At 62.7% G+C, this 22,218-nt stretch carries 26 protein-coding genes; 12 read left to right on the top strand and 14 right to left on the bottom strand.

Translation table 11 applies throughout. The features are described from left to right. The first annotated feature begins 73 nt into the window (after window positions 1-73). The 3 genes from ychF (at window position 74) to L0B83_RS19975 (ending at window position 3,305) form a co-directional block, all read left to right on the top strand. A complete protein-coding gene (gene ychF, locus L0B83_RS03930; protein WP_234757110.1) occupies window positions 74-1,159 on the top strand; it encodes a redox-regulated ATPase YchF in 1,086 nt (361 codons plus the stop codon). A gap of 647 nt (window positions 1,160-1,806) precedes the next feature. After that, window positions 1,807-3,156 carry a GTP pyrophosphokinase gene (locus tag L0B83_RS03925; protein ID WP_234757109.1) on the top strand — a complete coding sequence of 450 codons (1,350 nt, stop codon included), beginning with the start codon at window positions 1,807-1,809 and terminating at the stop codon, window positions 3,154-3,156. A gap of 8 nt (window positions 3,157-3,164) precedes the next feature. After that, a complete protein-coding gene (locus tag L0B83_RS19975; protein ID WP_372461136.1) occupies window positions 3,165-3,305 on the top strand; it encodes a hypothetical protein in 141 nt (46 codons plus the stop codon). Window positions 3,306-3,379: 74 nt separating this feature from the next. Here the strand turns inward: L0B83_RS19975 and L0B83_RS03920 are convergent, their stop codons facing one another. Next, window positions 3,380-4,579, bottom strand: a complete 1,200-nt coding sequence (locus L0B83_RS03920; protein WP_234757108.1) for a type II toxin-antitoxin system HipA family toxin — start codon at window positions 4,577-4,579, stop codon at window positions 3,380-3,382. Beyond that, window positions 4,572-4,775 carry a helix-turn-helix transcriptional regulator gene (locus tag L0B83_RS03915; RefSeq protein ID WP_234757107.1) on the bottom strand — a complete coding sequence of 68 codons (204 nt, stop codon included), beginning with the start codon at window positions 4,773-4,775 and terminating at the stop codon, window positions 4,572-4,574. The genes L0B83_RS03920 and L0B83_RS03915 overlap by 8 nt, the downstream gene beginning before the upstream one ends. A gap of 247 nt (window positions 4,776-5,022) precedes the next feature. Between L0B83_RS03915 and L0B83_RS03910 the strand changes: the two genes are divergently transcribed. Both L0B83_RS03910 and L0B83_RS03905 read left to right on the top strand, forming a co-directional pair. Continuing rightward, window positions 5,023-5,226, top strand: coding sequence for a tautomerase family protein (locus L0B83_RS03910; protein ID WP_234757106.1), 204 nt, complete (start codon window positions 5,023-5,025; stop codon window positions 5,224-5,226). Between the two features lie 79 nt (window positions 5,227-5,305). After that, window positions 5,306-6,076 (top strand): phosphotransferase, encoded by a 771-nt coding sequence (locus tag L0B83_RS03905; RefSeq protein ID WP_234757105.1) that lies wholly within the window; start codon window positions 5,306-5,308, stop codon window positions 6,074-6,076. 48 nt (window positions 6,077-6,124) lie between these two features. Here the strand turns inward: L0B83_RS03905 and L0B83_RS03900 are convergent, their stop codons facing one another. Further along, on the bottom strand, window positions 6,125-6,658 hold the full coding sequence (locus L0B83_RS03900) for an AAA family ATPase (protein WP_234757104.1): 534 nt from the start codon (window positions 6,656-6,658) through the stop codon (window positions 6,125-6,127). Between the two features lie 19 nt (window positions 6,659-6,677). Beyond that, window positions 6,678-7,427, bottom strand: coding sequence for a nucleoside phosphorylase (locus tag L0B83_RS03895; RefSeq protein ID WP_234757103.1), 750 nt, complete (start codon window positions 7,425-7,427; stop codon window positions 6,678-6,680). 116 nt (window positions 7,428-7,543) lie between these two features. Here L0B83_RS03895 and L0B83_RS03890 point away from each other — a divergent pair, with 116 nt between their 5' ends. Then, entirely contained in the window at window positions 7,544-7,894 is a 351-nt protein-coding gene (locus tag L0B83_RS03890) for an MOSC domain-containing protein (RefSeq protein ID WP_234757102.1), read from the top strand. A gap of 412 nt (window positions 7,895-8,306) precedes the next feature. Here L0B83_RS03890 and L0B83_RS03885 read toward each other — a convergent pair whose 3' ends face one another. The 4 genes from L0B83_RS03885 to L0B83_RS03870 form a co-directional block, all read right to left on the bottom strand. Further along, window positions 8,307-9,794, bottom strand: coding sequence for an AAA family ATPase (locus tag L0B83_RS03885; RefSeq protein WP_234757101.1), 1,488 nt, complete (start codon window positions 9,792-9,794; stop codon window positions 8,307-8,309). A 44-nt stretch (window positions 9,795-9,838) separates the two neighbouring features. Further along, complete coding sequence (locus tag L0B83_RS03880) at window positions 9,839-10,042, bottom strand: hypothetical protein (RefSeq protein WP_234757100.1); 204 nt, start codon at window positions 10,040-10,042, stop codon at window positions 9,839-9,841. Between the two features lie 91 nt (window positions 10,043-10,133). Then, window positions 10,134-10,466 (bottom strand): hypothetical protein, encoded by a 333-nt coding sequence (locus L0B83_RS03875; protein ID WP_234757099.1) that lies wholly within the window; start codon window positions 10,464-10,466, stop codon window positions 10,134-10,136. Window positions 10,467-10,665: 199 nt separating this feature from the next. Next, on the bottom strand, window positions 10,666-11,265 hold the full coding sequence (locus L0B83_RS03870; RefSeq protein WP_234757098.1) for a TetR/AcrR family transcriptional regulator: 600 nt from the start codon (window positions 11,263-11,265) through the stop codon (window positions 10,666-10,668). 122 nt (window positions 11,266-11,387) lie between these two features. On the opposite strand from L0B83_RS03870, the gene L0B83_RS03865 reads away from it, so the two are divergent. From L0B83_RS03865 to L0B83_RS03855, 3 genes are read left to right on the top strand one after another with little or no spacing between them, the layout of a single operon-like run. After that, entirely contained in the window at window positions 11,388-12,002 is a 615-nt protein-coding gene (locus tag L0B83_RS03865; protein ID WP_234757097.1) for a DUF6230 family protein, read from the top strand. A 32-nt stretch (window positions 12,003-12,034) separates the two neighbouring features. After that, a complete protein-coding gene (locus L0B83_RS03860) occupies window positions 12,035-12,439 on the top strand; it encodes a DUF6114 domain-containing protein (protein WP_234757096.1) in 405 nt (134 codons plus the stop codon). Next, the gene (locus L0B83_RS03855; protein ID WP_234757095.1) at window positions 12,436-13,188 is read left to right on the top strand and encodes a hypothetical protein; all 753 of its coding nucleotides are present in this window, start codon (window positions 12,436-12,438) and stop codon (window positions 13,186-13,188) included. The genes L0B83_RS03860 and L0B83_RS03855 overlap by 4 nt, the downstream gene beginning before the upstream one ends. A gap of 139 nt (window positions 13,189-13,327) precedes the next feature. Here L0B83_RS03855 and L0B83_RS03850 read toward each other — a convergent pair whose 3' ends face one another. From L0B83_RS03850 to L0B83_RS03825, 6 genes are all read right to left on the bottom strand, one after another. Beyond that, on the bottom strand, window positions 13,328-14,095 hold the full coding sequence (locus tag L0B83_RS03850) for an SCO1664 family protein (RefSeq protein WP_234757094.1): 768 nt from the start codon (window positions 14,093-14,095) through the stop codon (window positions 13,328-13,330). Continuing rightward, window positions 14,095-14,649: a DUF3090 domain-containing protein gene (locus L0B83_RS03845; protein WP_234757093.1), complete on the bottom strand. Its 555-nt coding sequence runs from the start codon at window positions 14,647-14,649 to the stop codon at window positions 14,095-14,097. The genes L0B83_RS03850 and L0B83_RS03845 overlap by 1 nt, the downstream gene beginning before the upstream one ends. Before the next feature lie 24 nt (window positions 14,650-14,673). Beyond that, a complete protein-coding gene (locus L0B83_RS03840; RefSeq protein WP_234757092.1) occupies window positions 14,674-15,366 on the bottom strand; it encodes an MSMEG_4193 family putative phosphomutase in 693 nt (230 codons plus the stop codon). A gap of 9 nt (window positions 15,367-15,375) precedes the next feature. Further along, on the bottom strand, window positions 15,376-16,116 hold the full coding sequence (locus tag L0B83_RS03835; protein ID WP_234757091.1) for a hypothetical protein: 741 nt from the start codon (window positions 16,114-16,116) through the stop codon (window positions 15,376-15,378). A 152-nt stretch (window positions 16,117-16,268) separates the two neighbouring features. Next, window positions 16,269-16,661 carry a DUF7793 family protein gene (locus tag L0B83_RS03830; protein ID WP_234757090.1) on the bottom strand — a complete coding sequence of 131 codons (393 nt, stop codon included), beginning with the start codon at window positions 16,659-16,661 and terminating at the stop codon, window positions 16,269-16,271. A 383-nt stretch (window positions 16,662-17,044) separates the two neighbouring features. Continuing rightward, complete coding sequence (locus tag L0B83_RS03825; RefSeq protein ID WP_234757089.1) at window positions 17,045-17,248, bottom strand: hypothetical protein; 204 nt, start codon at window positions 17,246-17,248, stop codon at window positions 17,045-17,047. A 369-nt stretch (window positions 17,249-17,617) separates the two neighbouring features. On the opposite strand from L0B83_RS03825, the gene L0B83_RS03820 reads away from it, so the two are divergent. From L0B83_RS03820 to L0B83_RS03810, 3 genes are all read left to right on the top strand, one after another. Further along, on the top strand, window positions 17,618-19,393 hold the full coding sequence (locus L0B83_RS03820; protein ID WP_234757088.1) for an ABC transporter family substrate-binding protein: 1,776 nt from the start codon (window positions 17,618-17,620) through the stop codon (window positions 19,391-19,393). Window positions 19,394-19,574: 181 nt separating this feature from the next. Beyond that, the gene (locus tag L0B83_RS03815) at window positions 19,575-21,116 is read left to right on the top strand and encodes an ABC transporter permease (RefSeq protein WP_234757087.1); all 1,542 of its coding nucleotides are present in this window, start codon (window positions 19,575-19,577) and stop codon (window positions 21,114-21,116) included. Next, window positions 21,113-22,204 carry an ABC transporter permease gene (locus tag L0B83_RS03810; protein ID WP_234757086.1) on the top strand — a complete coding sequence of 364 codons (1,092 nt, stop codon included), beginning with the start codon at window positions 21,113-21,115 and terminating at the stop codon, window positions 22,202-22,204. The genes L0B83_RS03815 and L0B83_RS03810 overlap by 4 nt, the downstream gene beginning before the upstream one ends. Window positions 22,205-22,218: the final 14 nt, after the last annotated feature.

Below are 22,218 nucleotides of genomic sequence, written 5' to 3'. Positions count from 1 at the left end.
GGCACCCGGGCGCGGGTCCAGAGTTCCATCCGCGAACGCGGGGAACGACGGTCAACGGGTAGAATCAATGCTCGTGGCTCTTACTATTGGCATCGTCGGACTGCCCAACGTCGGCAAATCAACTCTTTTCAACGCACTGACCCGCAACCAGGTGCTGGCCGCGAACTATCCGTTCGCCACCATCGAGCCGAACGTCGGCGTCGTCAACCTCCCGGACCCGCGCCTGCAGAAGTTGGCCGAAGTCTTCGGATCGCAGCGCGTCCTGCCCGCCGTCGTCTCGTTCGTTGATATCGCCGGTATCGTCAAGGGCGCTTCCGAGGGCGAAGGCCTGGGCAACAAGTTCCTGGCAAACATCCGCGAAGCAGAAGCCATCGCCCAAGTCATCCGCGTCTTCGACGACCCCGATGTTGTCCACGTCGACGGCAAGGTCGATCCGCGCTCGGACATCGAGACGATCAACACCGAACTGATCCTGGCCGATCTCCAGACGATCGAAAAGGCCATTCCCCGGATCGAAAAAGAAGTCAAGATCAAGAAGCGGGAAGCCGCCGAACTGACAGCGATCCTTGCCGCCCAAGCCGTCCTGGAACGTGGCGACACCATCTTCTCCTCGATCAAAAGCGACAAGCTCGAGATGGAACACCTCAAAGAGCTCAGCCTCCTCACCGCCAAGCCCTTCATCTACGTCTTCAACTCGGACGAAGGAATCCTGGGGAACCCGGACAAGCAAGCGGAACTGCGTGCCATGGTGGCGCCGGCGGACTGCATTTTCCTTGACGCCAAGCTGGAATCGGACCTCGTCGAACTCGACGAGGAAGAAGCCCGCGAGATGCTCGAGATGAACGGCCAGGACGAATCCGGCCTCGATCAGCTGGCACGCGTTGGTTTCCACACCCTCGGACTGCAGACCTACCTCACGGCCGGTCCCAAGGAAGCACGGGCCTGGACGATCCACCAAGGCGATACCGCGCCTCAGGCCGCAGGAGTCATCCACACGGATTTCCAGCGCGGATTCATCAAGGCCGAAGTTGTCTCCTTCGACGACCTCATCGACGCCGGATCCATGTCCGAGGCCAAGTCCCGCGGCAAGGTGCGCATTGAAGGCAAGGAATACGTCATGGCCGACGGCGACGTGGTGGAGTTTAGGTTCAACGTCTAGCGTCTGGCGGGTCCCGCCGACCCCGTCAGCCTGGAAAGGGGCCAACATTTTCGTCACAGGCCGTAACATCGCTGAGCATGTGGCGGGAGTTGTCGTGTGAAATGTAAATGTCAGACAGCCAAATACACGGCCCTCCGCGTCTTTCACGCGCACAGCCTGGGGATCGTTATCTGAATTTACGTTGAGTACCGTCTTCTGGCCCGGGGCCAGCACTCGAGCACGTGGCGAGGCTCACGCAGTCCGTCGGCACAGAGAGTGAATACCCAGGCGACGGGGATCCTTTTCCTCACGGTCCTGGTCCAGCCGAAAAATCTGCCCCGGATCTCCCGTCTAGGAAGTACGCGGGCAGCCAGCCGCATGGCGCCATGAGAGCGCCGTAGATTCTGAAGGCCGCCATGTGTGTCTCGGCAAGCTCTGCCCTGTAAATGGTTTCATCATAGGAACCTCTGGCTAAGATGCGTGACCAACGACCTCGGCGCTAACTCTGAGTACATTGACGTGAGGATCGCCGAAATAGAGAGAGCAAGACGCCCATGGGATCAGGTAGAGTCCTCCCGGTGGGGGCACTGGCATATCTGACGAATTGGGGTTTGGTTTAGGTGAGCGGTGATGTAGCAATTGACTACACAACGTGGGATTGGCTTCCCATGGCTGCAACTGAGATGGAATCGTACATTGCGAGGCTTTTGGAAGAGTCGGGGATCAAACCACACGACGTTTCAGCTAGGGCTAAGTCGATCGCATCATTCCAGCGAAAGCAGCAGAGCAAGCGGTATGCCGACCCCGTGCAAGAAGTAACCGACATCGTTGCGATTCGAATAATCACGTACTCAAATACAGATCGCAAACGAACCGGCGACCTGATTCGTGGTCGATTCGTCGTCAAGGATGGCGAAGACAGAAATCCTGGGGATGAGAAGACGGAGCGCCTTCGCGGATACGACTGTCTCCACATTGTCGTTTCGGGTGAGGATCCTGGCGCAGAAACCGATTGGCTGGTATCCGGAGGAAAACTGGCGAGGTATTTCAAAGAATTTGGTGGACTCGAGATACAAATCCGGACGGTTGCTGGTCATGCGTGGGCTGAGTTTGAGCATGCCAGACGATACAAAGGCGTTCAGTACCAGGCGATTAATGAGCAGGATCAGGAAACCATTGATCAGCTTTTCGGGGCGGCCTCGGATGCTAGGCGAGCGCTCGATGAAACCTTCGTTGCCATCGACCGTATCTTGGCACGTCCCTCGGTAGTCAATAAACAGGAACACATCGGCGAGGAGCTTGAAGAGCACGGGACTTCTGCCAACGTCGGATCCCCCCTCGACGATCGTTCTCTAGCTATCCTGCTGGCGAATAGATTTCCGGACGACCAGGAAGCCAGTGAGAAGGGAATCGCTTTTGGGCTGGAATTAGCTCAGCTCTGCGGTTTGAAAACAATTGAATCCCTCGATGCAGCTCTTGAGGTTGTGGATAGTGAACAGGTCCTCGCGCTTATGGATGCCAGCGGTCCAGTCACCAGGGTGCGGCGACTCGATGATGAACTTCTTGCGCGGTATGGAGAGGACTACATCCGCCTCACGGGGAAGGCTGGTTCCCGAAGTACTCGGGCCCAACAATTGGACTGGCGGTTTGACCGGCTCCGAGGGAAGGCACGCTACAAGGCCTACTTCATTCATGGAATCGATCGTCCGGCGGACCTAGAGCCGGGTCCTCACACAGCGGCCCGAACAGTGCGCGAACTTGCTCGTTTGGTTGCGCAGAAAAGTGGGATTGACGCAGTGATCGCTACCGATGCGATTAGCCGTGCTGATGATTTGCCGAAAGGAGCTCGGGCAAAGGAGGTTCCTCTGAGTTCGGAGGAATCGATCTGGGTGATCTCAAATCTGAACCGCGAGTACGCAGAGTTCCTGATGAATCGGATTCTTCGTCAGATTCCCGAATTCAAACTCCAGGTCGTGAGAGATGACGCCGTCGTAGCGGCGGGCAACCTGGGGCAGTAACGGGACGAATGGTGTTCGGACGCCAGATTGACTCCGCTGCTCATATAGGCGAGACGCTCGGGAGGGGCTCGGATGACACGATCTGGGCCCAGACCGCCAAAGAGGTCGCGTGGTTACGAAACGTGGTGGAGTTTAGGTTCAACGTCTAGGCCCTGCCGGGCAGCAGAGATGTGATCACCGAGTCGGACATGTGAATGTGTCGTCGATTGCCGGGGGAGCAGGATCACGGCATGAGCTCCGCGCGACGGAACTGCAGCTCGCGCAGCGTCCGGGTCAGCGGTGAGCCGGTGAACGGCAGTTCTTCCAGGTGGATGGCTGATGCGGCGGCGAGGGCGAGGGTGTTGGCGGCGGCCGCTGCCCGCTGAGGGAGCCCGATGGCGGCGGCGAACTCCTGCCAGTGTTTCGCTTTCAGTGCTTTGACTCTTCCGTTGACTGTGAGGGCCATCGTTTCATCGCCGTAGAGCAGCGTGCACGGGATGTCATACATCGGTGCCACGACCCAGCCGCTGTGCGGGCGCGCTAGGACTGACAGGTTTTTGGCGTGCAGGTCACCGTTGCCGGTGAGCCATGCGAAGACGAACTGCAGGTATAGGTTCCGCACGGCCACCGGCCTGGCCTTGCACAACCCGGCCAGCGCGAGGACGACGTCCTCGGAGCTGACCGCGTACTTGGACGCTGGCGGGAGGTTCATCACCTGTGCTGCGTCCTCCAGCGGCAGGCGCAGGACGTCGCCGTCGTCGTTGTCCTGGATGCGGTCGAAGCGCTCCACGAGCAGCCCGGGGAGGCTGTGCCGGTCATGGACCACGCTGTGGGCCGCGACGGGGATCTTCAGGGCCTTGGCGCTCGTTAAGTGCGCCGCCTCGTTGGCCACCAGATGCCGGTGGAGCGGCGGGTCCAGCTTCAGCAGGTAGCGGCGGCCGGCCAGCGCGAGCGGGGTGGTCAGCATTGACGCGCTGGCCTTGCTCTGGACACCCGGCAGGCCGTGCAGGTCCACGGCGTCGGCGAAGGCAGCAAAGTCGAGGTCTTCGGGCCTGGAAGTGTCGGCAAGAGGCGCGGGCTCCAGGGGCGGCTGACCCGACGGGACGATCTGGACATCGCCCGGAACGTCGGCGCCGACGGCCAGCAGCAGGCTGAGTTCGTCCGCCAGGCTCGTCTTGACGGCATCCTTGAGCACGGTCAGGCGGTGGCCTTCGGGCAGGAGGCCGGCGAAAAAGGCCGGCAGTCCGCCGTTCGGTGCTTCGACCGGATCGTGCGTGAAAGGCAGGGAACTCGCAACGGGACTGGCGCCGGAGGCTGCGTAGCCAGGGGCGTAGCTGAAGACCACGCTGCCGCGCTCCGTGCGTTCCAGATGGCCGGCCAGTACCCCCGACTTGTAGACATCCGCGCTCCGGACGAACTTCAGCTGCGCCAGATCCTCAGCCATCAATCGTCCCCAAGCGCAGGCCCACAGCATTGGCAGCCGCGACAACCGTCAGGAGCGACGGGTTCCCCGTTCCGGTTTCGATGGCGTGCACAGTGCGTGCGGACGTGCCGATCAGATCCGCAAGGGTCTCCTGCGTGATACCGGCAGCCCGGCGGGCACGCCTGATGCTCACACCGATAGCCTTGACGTCATCCATGGACTGACCGTTTCTGAAATATGTTGCTGATCTGGCATCGTACAGTTCTCAGCCTGCATGGTTCAGGCAGAATATGCAACATATTTCCGAAAGGAGTGCTTTACAAGGCCATGCGCGGCTCTCTGCGGGAAATCTGCAAAATAGTTCCGGTTTACGGGTTCCAGGTACGGGCTCCTGCCGGCCGCACCATTGATGCGTCCGGGCGGTGGTCTCCGAGCTAGCCCGCAGACGATGGCATTATGTGTGGATGCCGCTCATCCAGGCTCACAGCGCGTCCCCATTCTCCACCGAGAAGAAACGTCAGCTGCTCGCTGCGCTCACGGCCACCTACGCTGAGGTCATGGAGATCCGCCCCGATACGATCCGGGTGATCTTGCATGAGCTGCCCCGCGAGAACTGGTCTGTCGGCGGCATCACCCTTGCGGATTCAGGGCAAAACGAGTCCGTCTAAGCCTGAACAGATCGGGCGGCCCCCCGGGTCAGGTGCCTGAAGACAAACGCGCGGCGACCACCACTAGTAGTCTGGCCGGATGGAGGAAGCGCTGCCCGGCGGCAACATGAATGACGTGATCCGAGCCGGCAATACCGTACGTCGGCCTGCCGGTCCTTGGACCGCCACGGTACATAAGGTGCTCGATGGTCTGCGTCGAGCGGGGATCGAGTGGGTTCCCCGTCCTCACGGAATCGACGAAGCAGGGCGGGAAATCCTGGACTACGTCGAAGGGGTCGTGCCGTCATACCCCTTGCCGGAATGGGTCTGGGAGGATTCCTTCTTGGAGGCGGCGGGCGGCCGCCTAAGGGAACTCCACGACGCAACGGCAGATCTGACAATTGTTGACGCAGTATGGCAAGTATCCGGTCACGAACCGGTCGAGGTGATCTGTCACAACGACTTTGCCCCCTACAACTTCGTGTGCCGGGATGGCCGCTTCGCCGGAGTGATTGACTGGGACGCGATGTCCCCCGGGCCCCGCATCTGGGACGTGGCTTACCTCGCCTACCGCCTGTGCCCGCTCGCTGCGCCGACGAACCCCGACGGGCGTCCAGGGGACAATCCCTCGGAGCAAGGCCGGCGACTCGGGCTTCTACTCAGCTCATATCGTGGCGAATTCACGGCCGGCGACACTCTGAGCATGGCTGTAGCCCGGCTTGAAGACTTAGGGAGGTTCACCGCAGACCGGGCTGAAAGCGAAGGACGGCCTGATCTTGCCGGGCATGTGAGCCTCTACCGAAATGACATCGGCTATCTGAATGCCGTGGGACAAAGCATCCTCTCATCCCGAGCCGGCGCCGATGCCTAACCAAGACCATTGCTCCTGACTATCGGAATGCCCCTTGGTGCGGATCCCTCAGGGGGACGATCGGTAAGTGAACCGCCCGTTCGACGCCAAGGCCGCGATCTGGCTCGCAGTCTCCTCGGGGTCCGCTCCTGGCGAGATAAAACGATGGCGGTCCTCGATGATCGATTGGTCGAAATCGCGCCACATGTGCTCCGCGGCATCAATGTCGGTAAAGCCGTGGTGGGTACGTGTCTTCACCCGCTCGAGGCAGACAGCGAGCGGGGGCAGAAGGATCACATAATGCACTTCCTCAAGCCCCGTGTGCGCGAGGAAGGTCTTGATGAACCACGGGCCGACAACACCGTCGTAGACGACATCGGAGTGTCTGGCCAATCGTCCGGCGGCTTGGGCGGCGGCTTCGATGACAGCCGTGTTTTGCGCGTGCGCCTCAGGCAGCCAAGGTGGGATGTAGCCCTGTCGAAGGAAGCCGAAGAAGCGATCGCCTTCGACGACGGCACTTGTTTCAAAGCTGTCAGCCAACAGACCCGCGACGGTTGATTTGCCCGATCCAGGCGGCCCGGTGACGACGATGATCCCGTTCACAGCGCCATCCTTCCATGGCTCAACTAGTGCATGCGAGTGCGATCGCCGCTTCGAGGAGCTGGCCGCGTCTGGTGGACGTTGTCCATGCCCGCTCGGACCAGGACGCCCCGTGAAGTGCGTCGCCGCTGTAAAGCACGTGCGCGTACTTGACGCCGCGGAACTGGCAGACGGCTGCCAGCGATGCCGCTTCCATCTCGACCGCGGAACACCCTTCCGTTCGACGACGTTCGACCCGTGCGCGGGTCTCTCGGAAGTCTGCGTCCGTGGTCCACGTGGTGCCCGCCCGGGCAGAGATCCCATGTTGAGCAAGCCCGCTGACAATCCGTTGGACTTCTTTGGGATCAAATTCGACACGGCGGCCAGGCGGCAGGTAGTGGAATGACGTTCCCTCGTCGCGGACCGCTGATTCCACGACCATAACGTCATCCCGGCTGAACTCCTCGACTAGGGCTCCGGCGCCGCCAATCGCGAGAACGGATCTCACGCCGCTTGCGATTACCTGCTCGAGGCAGTGGGCACTCAGGGGGCCGCCGACACCGGGATGGAAAGCCGCGACGCTGCGGTCAAGAGTCGCGAAGATGCCGGCTCCGCCGATCTCGTCACTGAATTTCCCGATCTGGATGAGCCGACCTTGTTCGCGTAGTTCTTCAAGCGCCTCGTGGAAGAAGCACAGAACCACGGTATCCGGAAAGCTTCCGTTGATGGTGACGGGTCTTGGTCGATGCACGGAGTCGTCAACGTCGTCGAACTCTTCGAGCGGAATAGTCACATGAGCACACTAACAAGGCTCTGATTCGGTGGCCGCCCCCTGCCCCGTAAGCCCACCATCTTCGGACACAGGCTTCCAGGCCGGGACGATCCGCGAACGCATGGGACGATGCCCAAGTGACATATGAGGGCGGACTGCCGGTGGACGAGCGCCGATTCCGTGCCAACATCATTATCGACACAGGTGCAGAGGCGCTTTTCCAGGAAGATAGTTGGATCGGCGCCGAGCTGGCGATCGGAGACGAAGTCTGCTTACGGCTGCGTCAAGGTATGCCCCGGTGCGTGATGATCGACCAGCCTCAACAGGGCGTCGCGGCCGAACCGAAAACCCTGAAACTTCTCGGAACGCACAACAAGACGACTCTAGGATTGCAGGTCGACGTCATCCGCACGGGAACGGTTCGTCTCGGCGACAAGGTCGTCCTCCGCCATCCGCAGGTGGTGCCCCGGTTTTCAGACCCCACCTAGGCGTTTTCACTTTCCGAGGCTGGGGGAGGGGAACTGGATTCGGAGCTCAGCTCTGAGGGGGCTTGTCTTCCTGCTTCATCTCTTTCATCGCAGTCAGGACGACCACGACGTTTCTAGCGCAGGCAAAAGCAGCGAAAATGATCGCACCCCAAAAAATATAGAGCCTCGGCGAAGGTGCCTGTTGCAGGGCGAACGTGATCATGGCCCATAAGCCAGCTGCAAACGCGCCCGCATAGACGTATGCAAATATCACTGCACGTCTTCGACTCGCTGCCGCCCGATTGGGCCGCTGAAGGCCCGGCGAAGTATTGGTCAACACACACCCCCGAATGTTTTTTAGCGTGGCACCGCGTCCGCTCGGTTGCACACTACTAGCTTGGGCGTGTCCTAGGAAGAGTGGTGGCTCTTGCCATTACTTACCCGGGGATGCCGACCGAGGGTTCGGTCCCGGTACGAACTCGCCGCGGCGCACTATCCTTTCGTGCGGCATTCCTTCGTTCGGCCTGGGTCCGGCAGGTTGGCTGCCCAGGAGGGTGCGTGTGAGCGTTTCGGACTCAGCCATGAGCCGGGCTGCGGCGTCGTCCAGGTGACGGTCCCCGGGCTCCGCATTCTCCTCCGCGGCGCTGAGTACAGCCCGTCGGACAAGCTCTTTGGCGAGCGACGCCGTCGTCCCTTCGACAAGCGCGGCCGAGCGCGCCAGTGCGGCGTCGGAGAAGGCTAGGTCGCGCCCGTACAGAGCGAGCAGGGCGCGGCGCTCGGCGAGCCCGGGGAGCGGGAGTTCAATGGCGAGGTCCACGCGGCCAGGCCGTTGGGCGAGTGCGCGCTCGAGCATTTCGACCCTGTTTGTCGTGAGGACAAACGCGATGTCCGCATCGCCGTCGAGCCCGTCGAGGGCGTCGAGGATCTCAAAGAGGAGGGGCTGGGGGCCCGGGCCGAAGCTGCGGTCCTCGGCTACGAGGTCAACGTCCTCGAGCACGACGATCGAGGGCGTGAGCGCACGTGCCATCTGCGCGGCCTCGCTCACACGGGACAGCGAACGCCCGGTCATCATGAGCACGGTTGTCCCTTCGGCAGTCCCGATGAGGTGCCTCACCGTGTGTGTCTTGCCAGTGCCGGGCGGTCCATAGAGCAGGAGCCCGCGCTTCAGGTGCTGGCCAAAGGCGGTGAGCGCAGCTGCGTGTCGACCCACTGCCAGCGTGTGGTCCCGGATGCGCTCAAGGACCCCGGGCGCGAGGATGACGTCTGCGGCGGCCACCCGAGGGCGCTCCACGAACGTGATCCCACCGGAGGCGGGTGCGCGGCCGGGACCGAACCCGGTCGCAGAGAGCAGTACCACCTGGCCCTTGAAGATGCTCTCCCTTTCAAGGCGCTCCCGAAGTTCGAGGAAGAGGCGGGATACGGCGTCCTCATTGGTGGCGATGACCTCCAGCGACGGGACGAACCGCTGATCGTTGGGGGATGCCCCGCGTTGCAGGATCGCGACCGGCGCGTCGTCGTACCGGAAGAGGCGGAGCCCGAACTGCAAGGTGCGCCGCTGTTCGCTCGGACCTACCGACGAGTTCGAGTAGTCCGGCTGCGAGACTGCCGGGAAGGAGCGGCCGTGGGGGCCGGGATCGAGCATGCCTCGTAGATCCGTGTGCATGCGCATCTGGCCACCGCCGACACCTACAACCCGTGCGGATGGATCGCGACTGGCGATCTCGTCGAGAACCATGTCAGTGTCGACGAGGCGGAGCATCTGGATAGGCTCGACGACGACGGCGAGCTCGCCGGGGTCCGTCCCAAGATGCTCGCACACGACGTCGCGGATCGGGCTACCCAATTCGCTCCGCGCGCTCCCGGCAGACAGACGCACGAGCTCACCGAAATCGGTGAGGAACCTCCCGAAAGCCTCATCCATGCCCCGAGCCTAACAATCAAACGGCAATTCGGAATGCGTCTGGCTCAGATCGGATTGTTCCCCTTTTCCCGGTGCTCATCCTCGGGGTCCTGAATTGCGCCCATCAGACCTCCGACCTGCTGGCCAGCGTTGGTCTGCCCGGGTGCAAAGTCCGGCTGTTCCTTATCGGGAGTATCGGTCTCGGTGGAGATGTCTTCCTCGAGGTGTTCGTCCAACGGCTGGTCCGGGGTGGGTTCGGTATTCGTCATGCGCTCAGCCAACCACCCCGGGGCGCATCGCAGCAAGGGGAAGCGCTTAGCTCGGTGCCGCAGTCCGGCGACTAATTTCGGGCTGGCCCCTTCAGTCGAGTTCGCGCCAGCCCTGGCGGGTCAGCTTCAGCAGCCCGGCCAGTTCGCGGCGGTTCCGATGACGGTCGGCCCGCCGTTCATCGCGCAGACCGTCTGCGTCATGGCACAGCGGGCAGCAGCATGTGCTTGTTCCGGTGTACTGGAGTTCCCAGTGGCAGGATCCCCGGCCCGTGGAGCTACCCGAGTCCTCGACCCGTTCCAGGTCTTCGAGGACGGTGGCGGGCAGGTCGCAGATGCCGTCCCGGTGATCGTGGACAGCAATGCGGTGCAGAGTGCCGTCCCACAGGCGGATACGCAACGGCTGGGTCTTCTCGGTACGGGACATATGACGCTCCATTCTGCGGCAGCGTCCATCCCGCGGGATTACGGGTAGGTCACCGCCGCCTAGATAGGTCGGCGTCACGAGGTCTGCGGAACATGAGACTCAGTCTGGCACCTGGCGAGCGCAGATGACCAGTCCGTTAGCGGATCGGCTTGCGGTCACACACATCGAGGTTGGAACGTGGCAACCTCATGCCCGGCCCTCAGAGCCGCTGGTCGTAGACGGAGTTGACCATGCCGTGCAGGGACGCCTCCAGGAACCGGACGACGTCATCGGCGCTCGTCTCCCGCTCGATCGCCAGGCTGATCAGGGTCTCCTCGGCGAACGCGACCCAGGACCGCAGGGCGACGCGCAGCAGCGTGGTGTCCGCCAGGCCAAGTTCAATGAAGGAATCGTACAAGCGACCGGCGTTCAGGTCCCGTGACTCGTCTACGATCCTCCGCACCGCGGGGTCGCCGCTCGCAGCGCCCCTGACCAACGAGTAGAAAGTTCCACTGTGCTCCTGCACGAACATGGTGATCCTCAGCAGCGTGTCCCGGATCCGCTCGCGCGGCGCGAGGTCTTGGCGGGGAACGCTGGCGAGGAGCAGGCTGTCCCGCGCCGTCGTGACCACGGCGCGGTGCATACCCTGTCGGGTCTCGAAGTAGTGGAACACCAGCGGGCGTGAGACGCCTGCCCGGCGGGCGAGCTCGTCCATGGTCAGTTCGTCTAGCGCGTGGTCGGTCAGGAAGTTGACTCCGGCCGCCACGAGCTGCGCCCTTCGGTCTTGGGGGCTGAGGCGGGCGCGCTGCGGTTCGGACACACCAGAAAGTTTACTGATCGGCAGGACTTTACGTCGGACCGCTATTGACTAACAGTCAACAAGCTCGATATCTTCGAACCGAGTTCCCGCTGCTCAGGGCGGGCCCTGTTCCAGGAGGATCAATGAAGTTCCCCATCTCTCAGCGTGTCCGCAAGATGCGCGCATCCCACGCAGGCCGCATCATCCTCGTCGCCGTGCCCTCGGCCCTCGTCGCCTCACTCCTGATGGGCGGCGTCGCCGAGGGAGCGGTGCCCGTCTCCTTCGCAGTGTCCGGCAGCCAGTTCCAGATCGGTGCCTCCAAGCTCGACGGAACCGGGTTCTCCCAGTACGCCGGCGTCGCCAAGGACACCGAAGGCAAGGAGCACCCGGTGGCGATCGCCAACATCAAGAGCGCCACCCTCTCCGACCTCTGCCAGGCCGTAGTCACGGAGACTCCGCTGGGCAAGGTGGGCGTGCTCATTAAAGCCGGCGGCGGCGGCAACCCCGCCACGGCCTCCGACCTGCAGATCGGGATGACCGGGCTCAAGGGAGATGCTGCTTTCAGCAACATTCGCATCGGCGTGGACGCCTCGACGGTCAACACCGCGGCGAAGGGTTCCGCCGGTGACTTCGCTCAGGACTCCGGCAGCATCTCGATCACGAACCTGCAGCAGACAGCCTGGAGCACGCAGGCCTCGGTGTTCACCCTGACGGGGATGAGCATGGACCTTACAGATGGGTCCAAGGGATGTTTCTGAGCGCCCGCGCGTCGACAACCACGGAGGACGGCGTGCCCGTTCAGTCGCGGAGCGAGGCGATGCCCGGACAGGCCGCCGCGTTCCGGGACTGGCGCCGAGGGCGGCCGTTCGTCGGCGGCCTGCTGGCCGCCTTCGGTGGGGTGGAGATGTTCTTCTCCGGGCAGCTCGATCTCGGCCACCTGCACATTCAGCTCGGGATCGAAGGGCTCCAGGCCACCGTCATCCCGATCGCGCTGGTACTGCTGGGAATCCTGTCGATCACCATGCCCGCCCACCACGTGTTCTACGGAATCCTCACGCTCGTGGTGGCCATCTACTCCCTCGTCGGCGTGAACATGGGCGGCTTCATCATCGGCATGCTCCTCGCCGGGGCCGGGGGTGTCCTGGTCGTCGCATGGATGGGCCCGGGGGCCAAGCGAGGAAAGAGGGCGGAGTGAACGTACGCCGCATCCGCGCCGTGGCCGCCGTCATGACGGGCTCGGTCCTCGTGCTGCCCTTCACCCTCGGAGCTGCGCGGGCCCCTGAGAGCGCCCCGACTGAGCTGTGCGTGCCGGTCCTCGTCTCCTGCCCGACCTCGACGCCGGGGCCGGGATCTCCCACCCAGGGACCGGGCCCCGGGCCGCTCCCCACGGTGCCCGGCACCCAGCTGCCGGACCTCGGGGCCAGCCCCATCGCCCCGGCGGTCCCGGGTGTGAGCCCTACGGCGAGCCCGACCGCGACACCGAATCCGACATCCACCGCCCCGGTGGCGGCGTCCCCGGACAGCGGGACGACGGTCTTCACCAAGACGCCGGCCTCGATGGGCTCCCAGAACATGTCTTTCACGGGCCTCAGCTCGGTAAGCATAGTGACCGTGCCGACCGCCGACGGCAGCGGCCAGCGTGCCCTCAAGATCACGGCCGACTCGATCACCATCAACGGGTTTACCCTCACCGTGCGGCAGCCCAACGGCCCCGGCCTCGTCACGTCGGCCGACAAGATGGTGCTCAGCGGGCATGTGAGCGTCTACCTGGGGTCCGTCACCGGGACGACCTCCGACGGGCGCAGCCTGGCGCTCGGCACCGACACGCCCCCACCGCTCGACGACGTCGCGCCCGGCCTCCTCAGGGTCACCATGGGCCTCGTCGGCGCCACGGCAGACTCGATTAGCTACACGAACACCGACCAACGGATGGTCCAGCCCTAGCCTTCCTGCCGGGACCAGCCGTGGCTCGGGCGGGAGGCGCCCATCCGCGCCTAACATTCCAGACCTCGCACCCGCTCAGTGGGAAGACCGGCGTCTGCGGCTCAAAGAGCTAGCCGACGGTGCTTAGGACATCGCCGACTCAGAACAGCGGCCAAGGCACCGCCGGCATCCCGCCGCTCGGAGCCGGAAACCGCCCTGCCAAGCGCAACCGGGCGCAGCGCGCGGCGAGCGAGTCGATCTCCTCGCCGCTGAGCGATTCCGCAAGACCTCGGCCGAGCCCGCCGTGCAGTTCTTCGCTGACACGATCGAGGCCGTCGCGTTCATCGGCACTCAGGGGGTCTCCCAACCATCCCCACAGCACCGTGCGCAGCTTGTGGTCACGGTGAAAAGTGAGCCCATGGTCCACGCCATGCCGGTGTCCGTTCGCCATGGCAAGGATGTGGTCGCCTTTGCGGTCGGCGTTGTTGACGACGGCGTCGAACACCGCCATGCGCCTGAGCGCCGGCGAGTCTTCGTGGATGAGGGTGACCATCCGTCCGGTCTCATCCTTGCCCTCGAGAACGTGCTTCCAGCCCGTCTCCGGCAGGTGGTCCGTCGCCACCAGGTCCACGGCGTTTTGGCCGAAGTCTTGCTCCTGCCACAGCTGCACCATGCCTTCGCCCATCGGACCGTCGCGCAGCCAGGTCTGCGGCACGATATCCCAGCCGAAGGCCTGCGAGACCATGTAGGCGGCCATTTCGCGGTGCGCCAGGGTGCCGTGGGGAAAATCCCACAGCGGAGCTTCGCCTGCTATCGGCTTGTAAACAACCGCCACGTCCCCGATGCTGCCCAGAAATGTAGCGTTCGAAGCCGTCGTGATGCGGCCGGTGAGCTTCAATTCGGCGGTCATTAGCTCCGGCGTCGGCATCAGGCCTCGGGAATTGTGCAGGTGTGTCCGTCGGCGTCGATGGGGTTGCCGCAGAGCGGACAGATCGGGCGCCCGGCGCCCACGACCTCACGGGTGCGCTTGGCGAACGCGCGGGCGGTGCCGACCGGCATGCGCACAAGCAGCATTTCGGCCGCTTCAGCGCCGTCCTGGTCAAGAGCAGCGTCGTTGTCGTCATCATCAACAATGACGATGGGGTACGCCTCAATGACGATCTGGGCCGTGGTAGGGTCCCAGCCAAGTCCCATGGCGCCGGCGCGGAACTGCTCCTGAACGGCCTCAAGCCCGTCATTGTCGACAAGTTCGTCAGGGGTACCCGTGGGAACGCTGAAGGGGTTACCCTCGACGGTGATGAGCTGATCGAGAATTTCGTCGATCTTCTCCGCCAGCAGCGCCGACTGCTGTTTCTCCAGGGCAACACTCACGATCTGCGTGCCGGCGCGTACTTGCAGGTAGAACGTTCGCGCCCCCGGAAGGCCAATGGTGCCAACGACGACCCGGTCAGGCCAGTCAAATTCGTGAACACGTGTAGGCATGTCAGTATTCTAGGCGCATGAGGTTCACGGCGCCTTTTGCCCTGCACCGCCGCCAACCGGTGCATCGCCAGAGGGAATGCCGTTCGACAGCCACGACAGATCACCCGCCTCGGTATTGGTTGCGTAGACGGTTGGCCGACTACCGCCGTAGCGCACGATCGATACCGAAGCGGGGCCCACGGTAATCCGCTGGAACAGGTCAAGGTGCATGCCAAGCGCGTCGGCGAGGATTGACTTGATGATGTCGCCATGACTAACCGCAGCCCAAACGGCTCCTGGCCCGTGCTCTGCCTCGAAAGCCGCATCGCGGCGCCGAATCGCCGCGACCGCCCGGGCCTGCATCGCGGCCATGGATTCACCTCCAGGAAAGACGACGGCGGATGGCTGGGACTGCACAACCGGCCACAGATCTTCGGCCGCGAGATCACTGAGCGTACGGCCCTGCCATCGGCCGTAGTCACACTCGGTAAGGTCGAGATCGACGGGCGCGTAGGGCGCACCTGCCTGTCGGTCGAGGATGTGTTGGGCAGTCTGCTGACATCGCTCAAGAGGGCTCGACACCACCGCGACCAAGGGAACGGCCGCGAGCCGGTCTCCGGTGAGGGCCGACTGGTCGCGCCCGACCTGGTCCAGGCTGACGCCGTCCGCCCGACCGGCCAACAGTCCAGTGGCATTGGCTGTGGTGCGGCCGTGCCGCACGAGAATAACTGTTGCCATCCACCCAGCCTAGGCGGCGGGTGCAGCGGCGGAGGCCTTCTTCCCGAGCGCCTGGACTGCCTTCTGGATCTTGGCACCGTATCCGCCGTTCAGCGCGGTGTCCTTGATCTTGTTGGCTTGGGTGTCCAGGTCAGCCGGTGCCGCGTCCTTGAGGGCCTTCAGGTCCGACTGCAGGTTGGCAGGGAGCTTGGCGAAGACCTTGGGGTGGCTGATCAGTTGGTCGGCGATCTTCTGCATGCTGGCGCCCGGGTTGGCTGAAGTGAGGGCGGTGCGCAGTTCCTGCCGCAGACCGGCGGTGCTGGTCGCCGCCTTCTGGAGGTTCTCGGCGCGCTTCTGGATATCGGCGCCGTATCCGCCGGAGAGGGCCGTTGTCTTGATTTTGACGGCGTCCTTCACCCGGTCAGCGGGAGCAGCGTCCTTGAGCGCCGTCAGGTCCGCCTGCAGGGTGGCCGGAAGCTTGGAGAAGACCTTCGGGTGGGCCACCAGTTCGGCCGCTGCCTTCGCGGCGCGGTCTCCGGCGGCCTGGGGGCTGTTCGCGTCGAGACGCAGGAATGCGCCAAGGTTTCCTGCGCCCTCGTGCGTGCCCTTTTTGGCTCCGGCGGACGGGCTTGCGGTTGCGGACGGCGCCGGGGCAGACGGTGAGGCTGAGGCTACGCCGATGCCGACGGTGGCCATCGCGCCTGCGGCCAGGACGGCGGCCGCTCCAATCCCGATACGGGCTTTCAGTGACTTCGTTGTGGGCTTTGCCATTCGGTGTCCTTCCACATGCGGTCCGTGCCTGTCCCTTTCATCGGGCAGGCAGATAAGCCGAGTTTATGTTTCCACTCTGGACGCAAGCTGGGTGTGTGGTGCCGCGGAAGTCGCGTCGATGGTCAGCCTTCATGCGTGAGCCATTTCCTTTGCTAGGCGACGGATTCTTCCAGGGACTCCGTAAGCGGCAACTGATTCAGCCATTCCCTGGCGTCCTCGACGGACGTAAAGTATCCGTTCGGACACTCCTGCTCACGCAACAAGGCCCCGGCCATCACCCGATCGACTACTGTGGCACCCACCAGCGCGACGGCGGACACGAACCGGGTTCCCAGCAACGTCGCTCTCGACTCGAAACTCATGCTGACGTCCACCACCTCGACGAGCATCGGCTGCAGCCGCCCACCCGTGACGCTCCGGACGGCTGCGACGACGGCTTCGGCGTCGGCGCCAGACACAGACGAGCCCGGCGCCCACCGCAGATGGAAGGTGCCTTCCGCGTCCACATTCAAGGTTGCGTTTGTGCTGGTCAATACGATTTCCATTCGGGCCCCCTTGGTCCTCAGACGAGGCTAGCGGTTCCCGAGGAAAAAGTGTGACTTATCGAACAGTTTCTTGGAATTCTTACGGCGCGAAGTCCCCTGAGATGGTGATGGCTCGCAGCGAAAGGGCCTGCGGCGCCGGCCACAACGGGGCGGTGATGCGAAAAGTCGTAGTTCTCGCCGCCGACCGAAATCAACGGCTTGTTGGACGACTCACGGTGACCTGGGGAAAATCTTGGTAAATGCTATGGATACCAAGGTTTCGAGGCCCGGTTTTGTGAATCCCGACGGCATTTGCTTGAATTCGCCAAAGCACTTCTAAGCACTTCTAAAGCAGAATGCGGCTCCGTGCAGTGTGATTTATCGGCGGCGGAAGTCGTGGTTGGCTAGTCGGTCTTCGGGTACCAGACGACTTTCGCGGGCTCGCCGTCGTCGGACTCGCCAGCGGGTGCCTCGGCTAGAGGCTGGCCGTGCGCCAAACCGGACCACTGGTATTCCCCGTCCGGGTGGATCTCAGGGAAGTCCGATACCTCGCCCTCGCTGCGTTCCTTATCACGGGGACCGCCTTCATAAGTGAATTTCTCGCTCATGCATCCCAACGTAAACCCCGGGACAAAGGTCTGGATACCCCTGCGGACTGCCGGCGGCTCAGGCGGGGCCGTTCCGTGCGCTCGCCGCTTGGAGGGTTCAGTGATGGGGAATTAACTCAGTTAACCCCTTGGTTCGCCGTGAAATCGCGGCTTATGCCATGTTGCCGCGAATCAGGGAACCCCTTGGACGTCCTTTAATGATTGCATCTCGATAACAAACGTTACCGGCGGGAAACTTTAGGCCCAAAGATCCGTTCCGGGCGCTAGGCTACTGCTCATGTGAGACGAACCACAAGCCTGCTGAGGGGGTTGTGGCAGTCTGCCGGAGTCAACAGCGCCGGCTTTTTCCACTCAAAAAAAGGAGGCGGAATGCGTTTCGGACGTACTTCCAAAGCAGTGGGTATTGCGGCAATCGCCGCGATCGCACTGAGCGCCTGTGCCGGCAATTCCGGTGGCAATACCCCTTCCACTGGAGCAGCCAAGACGGGTGGCACGGCCACTGTGGTCGAGGTCAACGCATTAAACACGTTCAACCCCAACACAGCCGATGGCAACACTGACATCAACTCAAAGGTCAGCTACGCGACGCACTCGGGCTTTTACTACATCGACAACAAACTGAACGTCGTTCACAACGACAAGTTCGGCAAGATGGAGAAAGTCTCGGACAACCCGCTGACCGTCAAGTACACCATCAACGATGGCGTGAAGTGGTCTGACGGAACCCCGGTCTCCGCGGCTGACCTCCTCCTGCAGTGGGCCGCCTTCTCCGGTTACTACGACGACGCCGACCCCAAGGCCAAGACGGGTACGTCCTACTTCTCTTACGCCGGTGACAACACCGGCTTGGGCCTGACGGACTTCCCGGAGATCAGCAACAACAACAAGACCCTCACGCTCAAGTACTCCAAGCCGTTCGCTGACTGGGAGATCGTGCTTGGTGGACCCGGCATTGACGTTCCGGCGCACGTCCTTGCCCAGAAGGCGGGCCTGAAGGACACCCAGGCCCTGATTGACTTCTTCAAGAGCAAGCCGCGCGGAGATTCGAAGGCACCGCAGCCCGCGGACCCGAAGCTGAAGGCAATGTCGGACATGTGGAACACGGGCTTCGACACGAAGACGCTTCCCGCGGACCCCACCCTGTTCCTCTCCAACGGTCCTTACATCGTCAAGAGCATGAACCAGGACCAGTCCCTCACGATGGTCCGCAACAAGGACTACAACTGGGGACCGACACCGAACCTTGACGAAATCACCGTCCGGTACATCGGTTCGGCACCGGCCCAGGTCCAGGCCCTTAAGAACGGTGAGGCGGACATCATCGCCCCGCAGGCTTCCGCGGACACCCTCGACCAGTTGAAGGCGCTCTCCAGCCAGGGCGTCACGGTCGACCAGGGCAACCAGTTGGCATTCGACCACTTGGACCTCAACTTCTCGGGTCCGCTGGCCGACCAGAATGTGCGCACCGCCTTCATGAAGACTGTGCCGCGCAAGGACATCGTCAGCAAGATCATCGGCAAGCTTGACCCGAACGCGAAGCCGCTGGACTCGCAGATCTTCGTTCCCCAGCAGGCCGCCTACGCTGAGTCCGCCAAGAACAACGGCTCTTCGGCGTACCAGGACGTGGACATCGATGGTGCCAAGAAGCTCCTGAACGGCGCTACTCCGGAAATCCGCATCATGTACAACAAGGACAACCCCAACCGTGTTGACGCTTTCTCGCTGATCCGCGAATCCGCCACCAAGGCGGGCTTCAAGATCGTCGACGGCGGGCTGGGCAAGTCTGACTGGGGCAAGGCCCTGGGCAAGGGCGGCTACGACGCCACCATCTTCGGTTGGATCAACCCGGGCGTCGGTGTCTCCGGTGTTCCGCAGATCTTCAAGACCGGAGGCGGCAACAACTTCAACCAGTTCAGCAACCCTGACGCTGACAAGTTGATGGAACAGCTCGTGGTCACCACGGACCGCAGCAAGCAGGACGATCTCCAGAAGCAGATCGACAAGAAGATCTGGGACTCCTCATACGGTGTGCCGCTCTTCCAGTCCGTGAATGTTGACGCTTACAGCGACCGCATCACCGGTGTGAAGCTCATGCCGAACCAGACTGGCGTTTGGTGGAACTTCTGGGAGTGGGCTCAGAAGTAAGGCCTAGCTCCGCGCACAATATCGCCAACCGAGGCGCCGGGACCGACGTATTATGGTCCCGGCGCCTTCGGGTTGGTGAACCGGCACACTGTCTGCTTCCCCAACGACCTTAAGCAGGGAAGGGGCACGATTCTGCGATAGGCACCGGCGACCCCGGGCCTGGATTTCGAGGTTCTTCACCATGGTGACCTATATAGTCCGGCGGCTGGTAACCGCCGCATTCATCCTCCTTGGAGCATCCTTCCTGGTGTATCTCCTGACGGCGTTGTCCGGAGACCCCTTGGAAGAACTCCGCACGAGCAGCGCGCCGAACCGCCAGGCGTTGATGGATGCGCGAATCAACCTGCTCGATCTCGACACCCCGGCGCCGCTGCGCTATTTCAAGTGGTTGGGAGGCGCCGCCCAGTGCCTGGTTCCCTTCGGGAACGCCTGTAATCTCGGCAAGAACATCTCCGGGCAGCCAATCACGGAGGCACTCGGCTTCGCGCTGGTCCAAACCCTGACGCTCGTCACCGGTGCGACGATTCTCGCGATCCTGATCGGCATCTCTCTCGGCATCGTCACGGCGCTGCGCCAGTACAGCGCGTTGGACTACGGCGTAACCTTCATGGCCTTCCTGTTCTTCTCCCTGCCGATCTTCTGGGTAGCCGTTCTCCTCAAGGAATTCGGCGCCATCGGCTTTAATGACTTCCTCCGAAATCCGGAAATACCGCCGGCTGTGGCTCTTGGAATCGGGGCCGTCCTGGGCATCATCGCGGCAGTCGTCGTCGGTGGTGCGGTGAAGCGTCGACTGATTGTCGGAGGTTCGGTCTTCGCAGCCGTTTCGCTCATTCTCTTCTACTTCTCGCTGACCCAGTGGTTCCGCAACCCGGGCCTCGGGCCGGTCATCATTGCCATCATGGGCACCGGAATCGCCTTCGGAATCACCATATTGGTCTCCGGACTCAAGAACCGCAAGGCCCTGCAATCGAGCCTGATCGTTGCCGGCATTGGCGTAATCGCCTACTTCGCTGTGCAGCCGCTCCTCAATGACGCGACCGGCCTCATGATCTTCCTGCTCGCCATCGCCGCTGTCCTTGTTGGCGTCGCAGTGGGCTATTTCATGGGCGGCTACGACCGCGGACAGTCCATGCGCGCTGCAGGAATCACCGCATTCCTGGTGGGGGGCCTCATCATCGTTGACCGCTTCATGCAGGCCTGGCCGTCCTATTTCAACAACAGCCGGGTGCGCGGGCGGCCCATCGCCACGATCGGGGCGGGAACACCGAATATCCAGGGTGATTTCTGGATCATGTCGACAGACACCTTGACCCACCTCATCTTGCCGACGATTGCCCTCATCCTTGTGTCGTTGGCCAGCTACACCCGGTTCACCCGCTCGTCGATGCTCGAAATCATGAACATGGACTACATCCGGACCGCGCGGGCAAAGGGCCTGAGCGAACGTTCCGTCATCATGGGCCACGCCTTCCGGAACGCCCTGATCCCGATTGCTACGATCGTCGCTTTCGACATCGGTGCGTTGATCGGTGGCGCCGTCATCACCGAAACGGTGTTCTCCGTCCGGGGTATGGGCTTCCTGTTCATCGACGGACTGCTGCACACGGACCCGAACCCGGTGATGGGCGTGTTCCTTTGTGTCGCAATCACCGCCATGGTCTTCAACCTGATAGCGGACCTCGCGTACTCCGCGCTCGACCCACGCGTAAGGATCAAAGCATGACCCAGCCAACCCAAGAGGAAGAACTCCTCGCGCAACAGGCACTTGCCGAAGCTGCAGTCACCGAAAGCAGCGAAATTATCAGCGGTCTGAGCCAAGGCCAGATTGTCCGCAAGAGGTTTTTCGGCCACACCGGAGCCCTGATCGGGCTCGCGGTTTTTGCACTGATTTTCCTGCTCGCCTTCACCTCGGTGGGCGCATTCGGGATTCCCGGTTGGTGGAAGTACAACCATGTGGACGTTTCGCCCCTCGTCAATGACGGCGTACCGACGTCGTCGTTCTGGCCCTTGGCTTGGGGTGAGCACCCGTTCGGCCAGGACCGGATTGGGCGCGATCTCTTTGCCATGACCATGCGCGGCGCCCAACAGTCCATCACGGTCATGGTCCTGATCGGCGCCATCGCCGGCGCGGTCGGCGCAATCGTCGGCGGACTCGCCGGTTATTTCCGTGGCTGGGTCGAAGCGATCCTCATGCGCCTGACCGACGTCATCATCATCATTCCGTTGCTGCTCCTCGCGGCCGTGGTCGGCCAAATCGCCAACCGTAGGGACCAGGGAAGCTGGCTGACCGGATTCGCCGCCAACAACGGCGTCGTCATCCTTGGCGTCTTCCTTGGCTTTGTGAGCTGGGTGGGCCTCGCCCGCCTGGTCCGCGGCGAGTTCCTGACCCTCCGTGAACGCGAGTTCGTCGACGCGGCCAGGATCTCCGGAGCCTCCAACGCCAGGATCATCTTCAAGCACATCCTCCCCAACGCCGTGGGCGTGCTGATCGTCAACGTGACGCTGACGATGTCCGCCGCGATTCTGCTGGAGACCGCCCTCAGCTACCTCGGCCTCGGAGTGAAGGCTCCTGACACGTCGCTCGGACTGCTGGTTGCACAGAACCAGGAGGCTTTCGCCACAAGGCCCTGGCTGTTCTGGTTCCCCGGTTTGTTCATCATCCTCATCTGCTTGAGCATCAACTTCATCGGAGACGGCCTGCGGGACGCTTTCGATCCGCGGCAGAAGAAGTTCAAGGCCAAGACCGCCGTCGAAACCACGCGCCACTCCAGCGCGACCGCGCCGGTTGCCGAAGCTTCGAAAGGCAGCTGAGTGCTACCCGTCGG

It is taken from the genome of Arthrobacter alkaliphilus (assembly GCF_021483235.1).
GTDB classification, from domain to species: Bacteria; Actinomycetota; Actinomycetes; order Actinomycetales; family Micrococcaceae; genus Arthrobacter; species Arthrobacter alkaliphilus.
Note: the sequence above shows the minus strand (reverse complement) of the source record. Positions and strands in the feature narration are given on the sequence as shown.

Bases quoted from the DNA above. Each gene is read 5' to 3' on its own strand.
- L0B83_RS03840 (WP_234757092.1), bottom strand. From the start codon at position 15,366: ATGGCAACAGTTATTCTCGTGCGGCACGGCCGCACCACAGCCAATGCC.
- L0B83_RS03920 (WP_234757108.1), bottom strand. From the start codon at position 4,579: ATGGCTGAGGATCTGGCGCAGCTGAAGTTCGTCCGGAGCGCGGATGTC.
- L0B83_RS03910 (WP_234757106.1), top strand. From the start codon at position 5,023: ATGCCGCTCATCCAGGCTCACAGCGCGTCCCCATTCTCCACCGAGAAG.
- L0B83_RS19975 (WP_372461136.1), top strand. From the start codon at position 3,165: ATGGTGTTCGGACGCCAGATTGACTCCGCTGCTCATATAGGCGAGACG.
- L0B83_RS03830 (WP_234757090.1), bottom strand. From the start codon at position 16,661: ATGGAAATCGTATTGACCAGCACAAACGCAACCTTGAATGTGGACGCG.
- L0B83_RS03865 (WP_234757097.1), top strand. From the start codon at position 11,388: ATGAAGTTCCCCATCTCTCAGCGTGTCCGCAAGATGCGCGCATCCCAC.
- L0B83_RS03835 (WP_234757091.1), bottom strand. From the start codon at position 16,116: ATGGCAAAGCCCACAACGAAGTCACTGAAAGCCCGTATCGGGATTGGA.
- L0B83_RS03825 (WP_234757089.1), bottom strand. From the start codon at position 17,248: ATGAGCGAGAAATTCACTTATGAAGGCGGTCCCCGTGATAAGGAACGC.
- L0B83_RS03915 (WP_234757107.1), bottom strand. From the start codon at position 4,775: ATGGATGACGTCAAGGCTATCGGTGTGAGCATCAGGCGTGCCCGCCGG.
- L0B83_RS03845 (WP_234757093.1), bottom strand. From the start codon at position 14,649: ATGCCTACACGTGTTCACGAATTTGACTGGCCTGACCGGGTCGTCGTT.
- L0B83_RS03925 (WP_234757109.1), top strand. From the start codon at position 1,807: ATGGCTGCAACTGAGATGGAATCGTACATTGCGAGGCTTTTGGAAGAG.
- L0B83_RS03905 (WP_234757105.1), top strand. From the start codon at position 5,306: ATGGAGGAAGCGCTGCCCGGCGGCAACATGAATGACGTGATCCGAGCC.
- L0B83_RS03885 (WP_234757101.1), bottom strand. From the start codon at position 9,794: ATGGATGAGGCTTTCGGGAGGTTCCTCACCGATTTCGGTGAGCTCGTG.
- L0B83_RS03815 (WP_234757087.1), top strand. From the start codon at position 19,575: ATGGTGACCTATATAGTCCGGCGGCTGGTAACCGCCGCATTCATCCTC.
- L0B83_RS03880 (WP_234757100.1), bottom strand. From the start codon at position 10,042: ATGACGAATACCGAACCCACCCCGGACCAGCCGTTGGACGAACACCTC.
- L0B83_RS03810 (WP_234757086.1), top strand. From the start codon at position 21,113: ATGACCCAGCCAACCCAAGAGGAAGAACTCCTCGCGCAACAGGCACTT.
- L0B83_RS03875 (WP_234757099.1), bottom strand. From the start codon at position 10,466: ATGTCCCGTACCGAGAAGACCCAGCCGTTGCGTATCCGCCTGTGGGAC.
- L0B83_RS03820 (WP_234757088.1), top strand. From the start codon at position 17,618: ATGCGTTTCGGACGTACTTCCAAAGCAGTGGGTATTGCGGCAATCGCC.
- L0B83_RS03850 (WP_234757094.1), bottom strand. From the start codon at position 14,095: ATGCCGACGCCGGAGCTAATGACCGCCGAATTGAAGCTCACCGGCCGC.